The following is a 14155-nucleotide window of genomic DNA, read 5'->3' on the forward strand; positions in this document are numbered from 1 at the left end:
AGCTTGTGGCCAGGCGCTCCAGATCAATAGTGAACATACTTAGCGACATCTGGGGGCAACAAGGGCTTGGCCGCCTGTGCTGCCTGCTCCGCATAGGGTCGCGTAATCGCATCGTGCCAGAACGGTTGCTCAGGCAGGCTGGTAAAGCCGGCCACCGTCATCAACACGAGGATGATCACGCCTCCGCGCGCCAACCCGAACACCATACCCAGACCGCGATCCGCCGGCTTGAGCCCCGCGCTCGCCAGCGCCGCCGAAAGCAGTGCCCCCACCAGCGAAGTCGCAATCACCGTCACGATAAACAGTAGGACGAAACCGAGAATGGTGCGTGCGACCGGTCCACCGGGCAGCGATTCCGGCATCCAGCCCGCCGCCACACCGGAAAACGTGTACGCCACCCATGCGGCAAACAGCCACCCGAGCAGCGCCAGCACCTCACGGATCAGCCCGCGAAATAACCCAATCAGCGCCGACGTGACGATGATGAACAGCACACCGTAGTCAAAGAACGTCGGTTGCATCGGGCTGCGGCTTGGATTGACTGTGGCGGAATGCAGCGTGAACCGTCAGCAAATCCGACGAGCGCGCTGGGTACACGGTCGGCCGCATCGTCATTGCTGCACGAGTTTAGGCGTCAGGCCAATCTGCTCGGCACGCTTCTGCGCCGCTTCCGCCGATGCACGATCGTTGAACGGGCCTGCACGCAGCAAGGCGAGATCGCCCTTTTCAGGCACCTTCTTGTGTTCGATGTAACCCGGAATCTTCTCGCTCTTGAGCTTGCCCAGCCAATTTCGGGCACGGTCTTCGGAAGCGAAGGCGCCGATCAGCAGGATGAACTTGCCGCCATTGGCATCGGTGCTCGTTGCAGCCGCTTGCTGTGCAGGCTGGGCAGCCGGTTGCGCAGGTTTCGTTGCGGGCTTGGATTCAGCGGGTGGCGTCAGACTGGCGACAGGCTTGGGCGGTGTCGCCGGCTTGACTGCGGCCGGCGCGTTCTGAGCTGCTGGCGGCGCATCGTTGCTCGCGACCACCTCTTCGCCCTGGTCAAGCGCCTGCGCCTGATCCGTCGACGAAACCGCAGGACGCGACGCAGAACGCCGGCTGGCGACCTTCGGCTCATCGGTGGAGGCCTTGGCGCCACGATCGACCGGCTGATCCTGGATCTGCACGGCCACGGCATCGGTCACGGGGCGCGGCTTGGCGTCAAACACGAGGGGCAGCACGATCACAGCGGCGCCAACCAGCACCACCGCGCCGATCAGGCGGCGGCGAGCGCGTTGTTTTTGCGGGAGTTCGGGGTCAAGGCCGTCGTCATCATCGTCGGTTCGACGGGAGGCGCGGCTGCGAGCATTCGACGATGCGCGCGAACCACGCACCGCATCGCGAGCCACATCGGCAGCGCTGCCGGCGGCTGCGCTGCGTGTGCGTTCGCCTTCAGCGTTCTTGCGGGAGGAAAAGATGGAAAACAGTCCCATGAGGGCCCCGGTTTTAGTGCGCGCGACTCTTGCGCTCCGCCAGCACGCCGGCAACGGTGTAGAACGATCCGAAGACCACGATTCTATCATCCTCGGTCGCCCGCTCCATGGCGTTGCGATAGGCTGTGGCGGGATCGCTGAATGTGCTCATGCTCGATTCCTTGCCTGCCCGGAAACCGGCTTCGGTGAGCGCCTGCGCCAAGCTGGAAGCGCTCGCGGCACGCGGCGTCGGCAAATCGGTCAGGCACCAGTGGTCGACCTTGTCGAGCATGTGCGCGAGCACACCGGCGATATCTTTGTCCTGCATCGCACCGAACACCGCGTAGGTGTAACGGTAGAAGCCCATGTTCTCGAGATTCTGGCCCAGCGCCGCCGACGCGTGCGGGTTGTGTGCGACGTCCAGGATGACGGACGGACGGCCCGGCAGAACCTGGAAGCGCCCCGGCAGTACCACCTGCGACAGGCCCAGACGCACGTCCTGCGCCGAGATCGGCAACCGATCGCGCACCGATTCCAGCGCAGCCAGCGCGGCCGATGCGTTCAGCAGTTGGTTCGCCCCGCGCAATGCGGGATAGCCCAGGCTCGGCCAACGGCGGCCGCGGCCGCTAAAGCCCCACTGCTGCTTGTCGCCCTGGAAGTTGAAATCGCGGCCGATCAGCCAGAGATCTGCGCCAATGGCTTCAGCGTGCTTCACCAGCGAGATTGGCGGCACCGGGTCAGAGCAGATCGCCGGCTTGCCTGCGCGGAAGATGCCGGCCTTCTCGAAGCCGATCGCCTCGCGGGTATCGCCCAGGTAAGCCATGTGATCGAGATCGACGCTGGTGATGATGGCGCAATCGGTATCGACGATGTTGACCGCATCCAGCCGGCCGCCGAGCCCGACCTCCAGGATCACAGCATCAAGGCCTGCATTGGCGAACAGATGCATGATCGCCAATGTGGTGAATTCGAAGTACGTCAGGCTGACGGGTTCGGGAAAGCTGCAGCGCGCACGCTCCACTGCCTCGAAGTGCGGCAGCAACATGGCGTCGGTGGCGATCTCGCCATTCACGCGAGCACGCTCGTTGAAGTCGATCAGGTGCGGTGATGTATGGCAGCCAACCTTATAGCCCGCGGCCAGCAGGATCGCCTCCAGCATCGCGCAGGTCGAGCCCTTGCCATTGGTGCCGCCCACCGTGAAGACGACGGACTTGAATTCCAGCCCGAGCGCATCGCGCACGCGACTGATGCGGGCCAAGCCCATGTCGATGCCGACAGGGTGTGCGGTTTCCAGGTGTGCCAGCCAGTTGGGCAGCGTGTCGAATGTAGGCATGCGAAGTATGTGGCGCGGCTTCAGGGAAACGGGCCGCGCAAAAACAAGAAGCGCGGACTCTCGCCCGCGCTTCGGTTCAACAGATGTGCCGCATCAGGCCAGTGCGTCTGCCGGCTGCTTCTGCAGGAGCGCCAGAAGCTCGGCGATCTCGCGGCGCATGTTGCGGCGGTCGACAATCATGTCGATGGCCCCCTTCTGCAGCAGGAACTCGGCGCGCTGGAAGCCTTCCGGCAGCTTCTCGCGCACGGTCTGCTCAATCACACGCGGGCCAGCAAAGCCAATCAGGGCCTTCGGCTCGGCAATCACCACGTCGCCCATGAAGGCGAAGCTGGCGGACACGCCGCCCATGGTTGGATCGGTCAGCACGCTGATGAACGGCAGCTTGGCTTCCGCCAGCTTCTGGATCATCGACGTCGTCTTGGCCATCTGCATGAGCGACAGCAGGCTTTCCTGCATGCGCGCACCGCCAGTGGCCGACACGCAGATGAACGGCACCTTTTGCTCCAGGGCCATCTGCGCGCCGCGCGTGAAGCGCTCGCCCACCACGGAGCCCATCGAGCCACCCATGAATTCGAACTCGAAGCAGGCCACGACCACGGGCAGCGCGTGAATGGCGCCGCCCATCACAACCATGGCGTCGGTTTCACCCGTGTCGTCCATCGCCGCCTTGATGCGGTCGGGGTATTTCTTCGTGTCCTTGAACTTCAGCGCATCGACCGGGACGATCTCCTGGCCCAGTTCATATCGGCCTTCGGCGTCCAGCAGCGCGTCCAGACGGGCACGCGCGCCAATGCGCATGTGATGATCGCACTTCGGGCAGACGTGCAGATTGGCTTCGACGTCGGTCCGATACAGCACCGACTCGCAAGCCGGGCATTTGACCCACAGGCCTTCGGGAATGCCCTTGCGCTGCGACGGGTCGGTCTGTTGGATCTTGGGCGGCAGCAGTTTGTCCAGCCAGCTCATGCGTGCTCCTTGAATGCAGTTTCGCCGAGATCAGGCGTCGAGCGCCTGGCGAATCTCCGCGATGAAATCAGTCAAGTATTGTACCGCTTGTTCGCGAGGTGCTTCTTCAAGCAATTGCACAATGCGGGATCCGATCACCACCGCATCCGCCACACCGCTGATCGCACGTGCCGTTGCCGCATCACGGATACCGAAACCGACACCTACCGGCAGCCGCGCGTGCTGGCGGATTTGCGGGATCCGTGCAGCCACCGCATCCAGGTCGATGGTGGCCGCGCCAGTCACGCCTTTGAGCGACACGTAGTAGATGTAGCCGCTCGCCACACGGGCGATCTGCGCGATGCGTGCTTCGGTGGACGTGGGCGCCAGCAGGAAGATCGGATCGATACCGGCGGCGCGCATGGTCTTGGCAAAGGCCTCGCATTCTTCGGGCGGGTAGTCGACCACGAGCACGCCGTCCACGCCCGCTTCGGATGCAGCCTTGGCAAAGGCATCAACGCCCATGCGCTCGATCGGATTGGCGTAACCCATGAGCACCACGGGCGTCGTCAAATCGGTGGCGCGGAATGCGCGCACATATTCGAGCACCGTGCGCAGGCCCACCTTCTTGGCCAATGCACGCTCGGACGCACGTTGGATCACCGGGCCATCGGCCATCGGGTCCGAGAACGGCACGCCGAGTTCGATGACGTTGGAGCCGCCCTTGACCAGCGCGTGCATCAGGTCGACCGTCATCTCGGGGTACGGATCGCCGGCCGTGATGAACGGAATCAGGCCCTTGCGGCCCTGCGCAGACAGTTGTGAGAAGGTTTGAGCGATGCGGGACATAGGAGGATCAGGTTTCAGGCGACCTTGATGGTCTCAGGCGCCTGCGATTCAATCGGTTGGGCGTTGGTGGCAGCGGCGGCATGCACAGCGGCCACGCGTTCACGTGCCACGCGGCAATAGTCGGCGTTGATCTCGAAGCCGGCGAAGCGGCGGCCAAGCCTTGCACACGCGGCCGCCGTGGTGCCGCTGCCCAGAAACGGGTCCAGCACGAGGCCGCCCGGCGGGCAGCTTGCCAGGATCATGCGTTCGACCAGCTCCAGCGGTTTCTGCGTCGGATGCTCGGCGCGCTCCGGGTCTTGCCGGTGCAGGCGCGACACGCTCCACACGTCCTTCGGGTTGTAGCCGACTTCCAGCCACTTCTTGCCCTCGAAACGCTTGCGGCTGCGCGCCTTCTTTGTTTCGGCGTCGTACGGAATGCGCACGGCGTCGACATCGAAGTAGTAATCGCGTGAAGCGGCAAAAAAACCGATGTTGTCGTGCACCGACGAGAACTTGCGCGTGCTGCCGCCCATGCTGGGGACGCGGCGGTCCCAGATGATCTCGTTGACCATCGTGAGGCGTCGCTTGAGCATCACGAACAGTTCCGGCGCGTATTGCCACGTGCAGAACAGGTAGAGCGATCCGTTGCGCGCCAGCTTCGGCCGCACCGCATCGATCCAGCGTTCGGACCAGGCGAGGTAGGCATCGCCCGACAGCTTGTCGGAGTCGTTGCCGTAATCCTTGCCCAGCCCGTACGGCGGATCGGCGATGACGAGGTCCACACTGCCGTCGGCCAGATGCTCGACCCCGGTAATGCAGTCCTCGTTGAAGATGCCGTCGATGGCGCGCTCGGTCATGCGGGTGCCAGTGCCGTTAGAGTTGGATGCCGGAGAGTTCAGCGACAGTATGCATATCCTTGTCGCCTCGGCCCGAGAGGTTCACCAGCAGGATCTTGTCCTTGGGCAGTGTCGGCGCCAGCTTGCACGCATACGCCAGTGCGTGGCTCGATTCCAGCGCCGGGATGATGCCCTCCATGCGGCACAGGTCATGGAAAGACTGCAGCGCCTCCTTGTCGGTAATGCCGACGTATTCCGCGCGCTGCACATCCTTCAACCAGGCGTGTTCTGGACCGACGCCCGGATAGTCCAGCCCCGCCGAAATCGAATGCGTCTCGATGATCTGGCCGTCCTCATCCTGCAGCAGATAGGTGCGGTTACCGTGCAGCACGCCCGGTGAGCCCCCCATGAGCGACGCGGCGTGGCGGCCGGTCTCGATGCCCTCGCCCGCTGCTTCCACGCCGATCAGCTTGACGTCGGCATGATCGATGTACGGATAGAAGATGCCCATGGCGTTGGAGCCGCCGCCCACGCAGGCGATCACGGCGTCCGGCTGGCGTCCGGTCATCTCGGGCATCTGCACCTTGCATTCCTCGCCGATCACGGCCTGGAAGTCGCGCACCATCATCGGATACGGGTGCGGGCCCGCCACCGTGCCGATGATGTAGAAGGTGTCGGCCACGTTGGTCACCCAGTCGCGCATCGCTTCGTTCAGCGCGTCCTTGAGCGTGCGCGAGCCCGACTCCACGGGCACCACGGTCGCGCCCAGCAGCTTCATGCGGTAGACGTTGGCGGCCTGGCGGCGCACGTCTTCGCTGCCCATGTAGACGACGCACTCCATGCCGTAACGCGCCGCGATCGTGGCGGTGGCCACGCCGTGCTGGCCGGCCCCCGTTTCCGCAATCACGCGTGGCTTGCCCATGCGGCGTGCCAGCAGCGCCTGGCCAATCACGTTGTTCACCTTGTGCGCGCCGGTGTGGTTCAGGTCTTCGCGCTTGAGGTAGATCTGCGCGCCGCCGCAGTGTTCGGTCAGGCGGCGTGCGTGATAGATGGGCGACGGACGGCCGACGAAGTGCTTCAGCTCGTATTCGTATTCCTTGATGAACTCGGGATCGTGCTGGTAGCGCGCATAGGCGTCGCGCAATTCATCCAGCGCGTGGGACAGCGTTTCCGCAACGAAGGTGCCGCCGTAGGGGCCAAAATGGCCGTGGGCGTCGGGCAGGTTGTACATGGCAGTCTCTCGAGGCGTCCGCCGAGGTCAGGATGGAAGACCCGTCAGCGGAGATATTCAGGAAGGCGTGCGTCGCGAGAGACCAGCCAGATCGGCTCAGGCTTGAACCGATGCGCCCAGGGCAGCATCGGCCTCGCGGACCGCACGCACAAATGCGGTCATCCGGGCGTGGTCTTTCACGCCCCGTGCAGCCTCGATCCCGCTGCTGACATCAACAGCGTATGGCCGCACGCGTTCAATCGCGCCAGCGACGTTTTGCGCGCTCAACCCACCACTCAAAACGAGCCGAGGAGCGGCGCTTGTGGTTGGCAAGGATGGCGATTGCGGGAGCCATTGCGGAGGAATGAGGGTCCAGTCGAAAACATGGCCGCCGCCGCCATAACCCTCGACAAATGCGTCGAGCAGCAGGCCTTGGGCAGTGGCAAACCGATCCGCGAATTCTACCAAATCGGCCCCGGGCTGAACACGCAGGGCGCGCAACCAGGGCAGCCCTACCTTTCCGGCGATCTCGGCGCACAGCTCTGCCGGCTCATCACCGTGGAACTGAAGCAACGTCAGCGGCACTTGGTCGAGCACGCGCGCCACATCATCGGCGCTGGCGTTGACGAACAGGCCCGTTACGGTGACGAACGGACCGGCGCGGTGCGCCAGCTCTGCCGCACGTTCGATCGCGACGTAACGCGGGCTGGGTGGATAGAAAACAAGCCCGATCGCATCGGCGCCGATTGCGACGGCGTGATCGACATCGGCAGGCTGGGTCAGGCCACACAGCTTGATACGGGTACGGTGCAACGGCATGGCGGAAGCGGGATTCACAGGCCGGCGTGCTCGTCGAACACGCCGCGAAACAGGCTGGACGATGCCGGAGACGCCGGCAACGAGAAAGCATCAGGATAGCCGACCTCGGCGAGATACAGGCCGTCGGGCATGAAAGTTGGCGCGGCGGCCACGCGGCTGCGGGCGGCCAGCACATCGCCCATCCAGGACACCGGCTGGCGGCCGCGCCCGATCGCCACGAGGCAGCCCATGATGTTGCGCACCATGTGGTGCAGGAACGCGCTGCCGCGAATGCGCACGAACACCCATTCGCCCTCGCCTCGCACCTCGATCGAATACATCGTTTTGACGGGCGACTTGGCTTGGCATTCGGCCGCGCGGAACGACGAGAAATCGTGCTCGCCTACCAGAACCTGGGCCGCCTCGTTCATGGCTGCCACGTCAAGGGATTGGCCGGGCGGCAGCATCACGTAGCCGGCCTTGTCCTCCAGCAGCGGCGCGCGCGTCGGCCCGAAGGTCAGCGCGTAGTAATACGTGCGGCGATGCGCGGAGAAACGCGCATGAAAATCCTCCGGCATCTCCTGCGCCCATCGCACGGCCACCGTCGGCGGCAGAAAGGCATTGGTGCCGCGCACCCACGAAAACGGCTCGCGCACGAGGTCGGTATCCAGGTGGACCACCTGGCCCAGCGCATGCACACCAGCATCGGTTCGCCCGGCCACCGTGGTCGGCAGCGCCACGCCGGCAAACTGCCGCAGCGCCGACTCCAGCGCGTCCTGAACGGTATTGCCGTGCGGCTGCGATTGCCACCCTGAAAACGCGGCACCGTCGTACTGGATGCCGAGCGCGATGCGCGTCATGCCTTGTGAGTCCCCATGCGGAAAGAAAAACGCCGGCAGGATACCACCCTGCCGGCGCTGTCGATGGCGTAGAGCCCAGTGCGTCAGCCGATCTGGCGCATCAAGGCCTGGGCCTCGGCGTGGAAAGACGGATCGCCCAGGTCCAGCACTTCCTGCAGCAGTTCGCGAGCGCCTTCCTTGTCCCCGATCTCGATATAGGCCTTGGCCAGATCGAACTTGATCTGCAGATCGCGCACACCGTCGGCACCATGCTCGCCGGACAGCGTGTGCGGCAGGTTAGTGTCCAGGCGGATGGCCGATTGCGGCTCGTCGTTCGCGACCTCGGCGTGCTCTGGGTGATGCGGCTCGGATTCGAAGTGCATCGGGGCCTGTGACAGGTCGGTCGGCTGGGCCCAGCTCGGCAGGCCTTCCTCCGCTGCAACCGAGGCTGCAGGAGCAACCGTTTCTGCGGCAGGCGGCGTCGGGTTCAGATCCAGCGACAAGTCCGAAAGATCCATATGCAGCGGGGGCGCGGCAACGGGCTGATAGGCCTCGCCAGCGTGCGCGTTGAACTGCGGCAGATCCGCTTCAGGTTCGGCATGCACCTTGAAGATGTCCGATGCCTCTTCCGGCGCGGTGATCGGCTCGCCTGCCGCCGGCGCGGGGAATGACTCCAGCGGCAGATCGAAATCGGCCAGTTGCGGTGCCTTGGTCGACGGCGCGGACGGGTCCAGATCCGGAGACAGCGTAGTCCAGTCGTCCCCACGACGGGTGGTCTGGCCCGTCACCGTCGGGCTGAAGGCCTCGGCGGCCACCGCGGCACCCACACCTGCCAGCGCAGCTGCACCTGCGACTGCGGCACCTGAGTGGCTCGGTTCAGCATGCGCTTCGGCGCCGGGATGGTGTCCATCACCCTGCACCGTCAGATACAGCGGGTTGGCCGGATCGAACTTGCGGCCCATCGCCGCAGCGTCTGCCCATTCCGGCGACGCAGCGCCAACTTGCGCCAGCATCTCTTCAGCAATGGTCTGGAAGCCATGGGCGTCCTGACGATTGGCGTAAATTTCCATCAACTTCAGTCGAATGGCTTGGCGCTCCGGATGTTGCTCCAGTGCCTCGCGCAGGATTTCTTCGGCTTGCACGTCGCGACCGTAGGCGATGTAGACATCGGCCTCTGCGATCGGGTCGACTTCATTGCTCTCGTTGCCGCCGCCAATGCGGAAATCCGCACCGAACACGCTGTGCTGCGAGGTGTCGACGCTTTGACCGCCGGCCGCACCGAACAGAGAGTTGGCACCCGCCATCACAGTGCTTTCCTGTGACAACAGGCTGTCCTGGAAGCCATGTGCCTGCTCAGGTTTCTGCTGGCGACGGCGATACACCACCAGACCACCCAGCAGCGCGACCACCAAGCCGCCCAGGCCCAGGGCCATCGGGTTGCCCAGCAGCGACGAGAGGAACGATTCTTCTTGAATCGGGGGAGGCGGGGCCACAACCACCGGCGCCTTCTTCGGCGCGGCAGCCGGAGCCGACGCAGCAGCAACCGGTGCACTGGCAGCCGCTTGCGGAGCCGAGGCTGCAGCCACAGTCGCCGATGCGGCCTCCGGTGCGGAAGCCGCCGCAGCAGCCGTCGCCGACGAAGCCGGGGCAGCAGCAGCCGTTTCCGCCGGAACTGCTGCAACAGGAGCCGGGGCAGACGCAGCCGCCGGTGCCGGCGCATTGGCCGCGGCCACTGCCGGCGCGGCCGTCGACGGCGCAGCACCAGCGGCCGGCTTGGCACCACTGGCTGCCTTGGCCAGTTCAGCGTTCTTCAATTCAACCAGGCGCTGCATGTCGGAGAGATTCTTCTCCAACTGTGCAACGCGTGATTCCATTTCCTTGAGCGCACGCTCCTTGGCGACGAGTTCCTCATCGCGAGCCGCGGCCGCACCGGCCTTGCCTGCGCGGTCGGCCTTGGAGAGACGCAGTTCGTCACGGCCGCTGGCAGCCGGCGTGGCTTGATCTTGCACGCGGGCCGACACACTGCCGCTCTGTTGGCGGGCGGAGTCGGTATCCGTCGCTGCGTTGGCCTCAGCCGCCGTTGCGAGGCGGTTGCGGTAGCCGGCAAAGCCGGACGTCTGCGCGATGACTTCGCGGCGGGCTTCGCGCGCAGGCGTTTTCTGCGCCTCCACCTGTGACGGTACTTTCAGCACCGAGCCAGTACGCAGCCGGTTGATGTTGCCGCCAATGAAAGCATTGGGATTGTTGCGATACAGCGCCAGCAGCATCTGGTCGAGCGACACGGCGTCCTGACCTTGCGCGGCCGTCGACGCTACGTCGTACAGGCTATCGCCGCGTTGCACGGTGTATGAGCCACCGGGTGTAGCGTCCGGCGCAGCGGCAGCAGGAGCAGCTTGCTGGGCACGCGCGGTTTGGCGAGCGGCGCGAGGCTGGCGCGACGGTGCCGGCGCGGCAGCGGCCGGAGCAGCCGCTTGCGGTTGGGCAGCCGAAGCAACCGGCGCCGACTCAACGGCGCCCGGCGTCGTCGCCTGCACAACCGGCGTCGGCGCGAAATTCTGTGCGGTATTGCTGGAGCCCACCGGGTCCAGCAGGAACGTATAGGCACGCGAAACGTGACCGCTCGCCCAGTTCAGGTCAACCAGAACATCAACGAACGGCTCGGCGACGGGCTGGGTCGAGCGCAGACGCACCACGTAGTTGCCATTCGACTGGCGCTCAAGCGAGGCACGCAGCGAGGAGACGATCGGGTTGTAGGTCAGCCCGGCACGCGAATAGGCTTCCGGCGCAGCCAATTTGGCGACCAGATTTTGCGCCTCTTCGGGCGTCACGCCCGCCAGATCGATTTCGGCCTGCAGCGGCTGGCCGAGGCTGGAACGCACGTGCAGCGCGCCGAAACCGGCCGCGTGCACAGCGGGCTGAATCAGCAGCAGGCTCGCCGCAGCAAACGCGACGGCCGACCAGCGAGGACTGCGATGGGACGATTCTCTCCGGCGGTATTGGCTCACCCTCACCTTCGACTCCGTTATCTTTTAATGTGCAAACGAACTTAACATCAACGAGTTAGCGCAGCAAGTTCACCCAGAAAGTGAACTGCTGGATAAGAATCACCGTCAATCTTTATGAAAACGACACAATTGGCGAGATTCTGAAGCACCCGACGTACCCCCCGGAATGCGCGTGCTTCATGTGGCGCTAACCCTTCCCCGTGCCCCGTCCACCCCACGAATGGGCGGACAGCGTTCCGGCCGCTATTGTGTACCAACGTTACAGACCGTGGGCGCCCAGATGGCACAACGCCGCGCAGGCCGCGCGGCGTTGGTTGAAAAAGCACACTTTCTGTTGTCAGACCGCAACGACACCGTCGGATGCGCGGCCCGAAAACGAAAGCAAAGCCTTGATCACTTGCCCAGCAGGATACGGAGCGTGCGGCGCAGCGGCTCAGCGGCACCCCACAGAAGCTGGTCGCCGATCACAAAGGCGCTCACATATTCCGGCCCCATATTGAGCTTGCGCACGCGACCCACGCCAATTTCCAGGCCACCCGTGATGGATGCCGGCGTCAGTTCCTTCTCGGTGATGCTGCGATCGTTCGGGACCCACTTCACCCAGGGGTTGCCCGAGCGGATGATCTGCTCGATTTCGTCCAGCGGCAGGTCGCGCTTGAGCTTGAGCGTCAGGCCCAGGCTGTGGCAGCGCATTGCGCCAATCCGCACACACAGGCCATCGACTGGAATCGTCTGCGCCGTGCCCAGGATCTTGTTCACTTCGGCCTGGCCCTTCCACTCTTCCTTCGACTGGCCGTTGTCGAGCTGCTTGTCGATCCAGGGGATCAGGCCACCCGCCAGTGGCGCCGGGAAGAACTCAGTCGGCACATCTTCGCGGATGGTCTTGGCAACCTTGCGGTCGATGTCCAGGATGGCGGATGCCGGGTTGGCCAACTCATCGGCCACGGCACCGTGAATCACGCCCATGCCCTTGAGCAGTTCGCGCATGTGGTTCGCACCACCGCCCGAAGCCGCCTGATAGGTCATCGAGCTGACCCATTCGACCAGGCCTTCGCGGAACAGGCCACCCACGCCCATCAGCAGGATGGAGTTGGTGCAGTTGCCGCCGATGAAGTTCTTGGTGCCAGCCGCCACCGCATTCTTGATAAGCGACAGGTTGACCGGGTCCAGCACGATCACGGCATCGTCTTCCATGCGCAGCGTCGAGGCGGCGTCGATCCAGTAGCCGTTCCAGCCGGCAGCGCGCAGCTTCGGGAAGACTTCGGTCGTGTAGTCACCGCCCTGGCACGTGATGATCGTGTCGCAGGCCTTCAGTGCTTCGATGTCGTTGGCGTCGGCCAGCGGCGCATCCGTCTTGGCGAATGCGGGTGCCTTGCCGCCGGCGTTGCTGGTGCTGAAAAACACGGTGTCGATCAGGTCGAAATCCTTTTCTTCCTGCATGCGCTGCATCAGCACGCTGCCGACCATGCCGCGCCAACCGACGAGACCTACCTTCATGATTGTGAACCTCTAGTGATTTTCCCCGCCTCGGTCGCCCGGCGTGACCGCGCGGGGAAGGCGAACGGACACGACGGACGATCTACGAGATCGTTTTTTTGGTAATGATTTTGGTGGTCGTGCGAATCTCGACAGGCGTCATGCGAGCGCGCGCGGCGGTGCCCTTGGCGACGATAGCCAGGGTGCCCAGAAAGCCCAGTACGAGGACGGGGAGCGCGATCGAGATCATCTGCAAAAATATACACGATTTGGCGGTCACACAATGCACTGCAGCATGTGTCCACCGAAAAAACGACGATTGCTGCACCGGATGTGACGGCACCGCAACGCGCGTTTTGAGTTACAAGACAGCGACCACCGCGTCGCCCATCTCCACAGTGCCCACCTGTTTGCAGCCCGGCGTCAGGATGTCGCCGGTCCGGTAGCCCTGCGCCAGTACCTTCTTGACAGCCGTTTCGATGCGATCAGCCTGCTCGGCCTTGTTCAGCGAATAGCGCAGCATCATCGCCGCCGACAGGATCGTCGCCAGCGGGTTGGCAACGCCCTTGCCCGCGATGTCCGGCGCGGAGCCGTGCGACGGCTCATACAGGCCCTTGTTATTCGCATCGAGCGACGCCGACGGCAGCATGCCGATCGAGCCCGTCAGCATGGCGGCCTCGTCCGAGAGGATGTCGCCGAACATGTTGCCGGTGACGATCACGTCGAAGTTCTTCGGCGCCTTCACGAGCTGCATGGCCGCGTTGTCCACGTACATGTGCGACAACTCGACTTCCGGATATTCCTTGTGCACGTCGGTGACGATGTCCTTCCAGAACTGGAACGTCTCGAGCACGTTGGCCTTGTCGACGCTGCAGAGCTTCTTGCCGCGCTTGGCGGCGGCCTGGAAGGCGACGTGCGCGATGCGGCGGATTTCCGGCTCGGCGTAGCGCATGGTGTCGAAACCTTCGCGCGCGCCGGCGAACAGCCCGTCGGGCGCCGCGCGCACGCCGCGCGGTTGGCCGAAGTAAATGTCGCCATTCAACTCACGCACGATCAGGATATCCAGACCGGCAACGATTTCCGGCTTGAGGCTCGATGCGCCGGTCAACTCGGGATAGCAGATCGCCGGACGGAAATTGGCGAACAGCTGCAGGTGCTTGCGCAGGCCCAGAATGGCCTGCTCCGGGCGCAGTTCGCGCGCCAGCGTGTCGTACTTCCAGTCGCCCACGGCGCCAAACAGGATCGCGTCAGCTTCCTTGGCGAGCTTGAGCGTGTCTTCCGGCAGCGGATGGCCCTTGGCCTCGTAGCCCGCGCCGCCCACCGGGGCGAATTCCATCTCGAACGACTCGCCCAGCACCTTGAGCACCTTCACGGCCTCGGCGACGATTTCCTTACCAATGCCGTCACCCGGCAACACTGCAATCTTGGTCATGT

13 protein-coding genes are annotated in these 14155 nt (G+C 64.3%); all 13 read right to left on the reverse strand.

All coding sequences use genetic code 11. From position 1 onward, the window contains the following. Positions 1 to 23: 23 nt before the first annotated feature. The gene (locus BEK68_RS08820) at positions 24 to 521 is read right to left on the reverse strand and encodes a CvpA family protein (RefSeq protein WP_004634405.1); all 498 of its coding nucleotides are present in this window, start codon (positions 519 to 521) and stop codon (positions 24 to 26) included. Between the two features lie 90 nt (positions 522 to 611). Then, positions 612 to 1472: an SPOR domain-containing protein gene (locus BEK68_RS08825; RefSeq protein ID WP_012436019.1), complete on the reverse strand. Its 861-nt coding sequence runs from the start codon at positions 1470 to 1472 to the stop codon at positions 612 to 614. Positions 1473 to 1485: 13 nt separating this feature from the next. Beyond that, entirely contained in the window at positions 1486 to 2784 is a 1299-nt protein-coding gene (gene folC, locus BEK68_RS08830) for a bifunctional tetrahydrofolate synthase/dihydrofolate synthase (protein WP_004634409.1), read from the reverse strand. Positions 2785 to 2877: 93 nt separating this feature from the next. Continuing rightward, positions 2878 to 3750, reverse strand: a complete 873-nt coding sequence (gene accD, locus BEK68_RS08835; RefSeq protein ID WP_004634411.1) for an acetyl-CoA carboxylase, carboxyltransferase subunit beta — start codon at positions 3748 to 3750, stop codon at positions 2878 to 2880. Between the two features lie 30 nt (positions 3751 to 3780). Beyond that, positions 3781 to 4578, reverse strand: a complete 798-nt coding sequence (gene trpA / locus BEK68_RS08840; protein WP_012436020.1) for a tryptophan synthase subunit alpha — start codon at positions 4576 to 4578, stop codon at positions 3781 to 3783. Positions 4579 to 4592: 14 nt separating this feature from the next. Next, complete coding sequence (locus tag BEK68_RS08845) at positions 4593 to 5414, reverse strand: DNA-methyltransferase (RefSeq protein WP_012436021.1); 822 nt, start codon at positions 5412 to 5414, stop codon at positions 4593 to 4595. A gap of 16 nt (positions 5415 to 5430) precedes the next feature. Continuing rightward, positions 5431 to 6624, reverse strand: a complete 1194-nt coding sequence (gene trpB, locus BEK68_RS08850; RefSeq protein ID WP_004634417.1) for a tryptophan synthase subunit beta — start codon at positions 6622 to 6624, stop codon at positions 5431 to 5433. Positions 6625 to 6720: 96 nt separating this feature from the next. Then, positions 6721 to 7422 (reverse strand): phosphoribosylanthranilate isomerase, encoded by a 702-nt coding sequence (locus tag BEK68_RS08855; RefSeq protein WP_012436022.1) that lies wholly within the window; start codon positions 7420 to 7422, stop codon positions 6721 to 6723. A 14-nt stretch (positions 7423 to 7436) separates the two neighbouring features. Then, positions 7437 to 8261, reverse strand: a complete 825-nt coding sequence (gene truA, locus BEK68_RS08860; RefSeq protein WP_012436023.1) for a tRNA pseudouridine(38-40) synthase TruA — start codon at positions 8259 to 8261, stop codon at positions 7437 to 7439. A gap of 83 nt (positions 8262 to 8344) precedes the next feature. Then, on the reverse strand, positions 8345 to 11251 hold the full coding sequence (gene tapV / locus BEK68_RS08865) for a FimV/HubP family polar landmark-like protein TapV (RefSeq protein ID WP_012436024.1): 2907 nt from the start codon (positions 11249 to 11251) through the stop codon (positions 8345 to 8347). Positions 11252 to 11638: 387 nt separating this feature from the next. Continuing rightward, positions 11639 to 12742 carry an aspartate-semialdehyde dehydrogenase gene (gene asd, locus BEK68_RS08870; protein ID WP_004634424.1) on the reverse strand — a complete coding sequence of 368 codons (1104 nt, stop codon included), beginning with the start codon at positions 12740 to 12742 and terminating at the stop codon, positions 11639 to 11641. 82 nt (positions 12743 to 12824) lie between these two features. Further along, positions 12825 to 13001, reverse strand: coding sequence for a hypothetical protein (locus tag BEK68_RS25725; RefSeq protein ID WP_157042471.1), 177 nt, complete (start codon positions 12999 to 13001; stop codon positions 12825 to 12827). Positions 13002 to 13082: 81 nt separating this feature from the next. Continuing rightward, positions 13083 to 14153, reverse strand: coding sequence for a 3-isopropylmalate dehydrogenase (gene leuB / locus BEK68_RS08875; protein ID WP_004634428.1), 1071 nt, complete (start codon positions 14151 to 14153; stop codon positions 13083 to 13085). Positions 14154 to 14155: the final 2 nt, after the last annotated feature.

Origin of the sequence: Ralstonia pickettii, from assembly GCF_001699815.1 — a bacterium.
Taxonomy (GTDB): domain Bacteria; phylum Pseudomonadota; class Gammaproteobacteria; order Burkholderiales; family Burkholderiaceae; genus Ralstonia; species Ralstonia thomasii.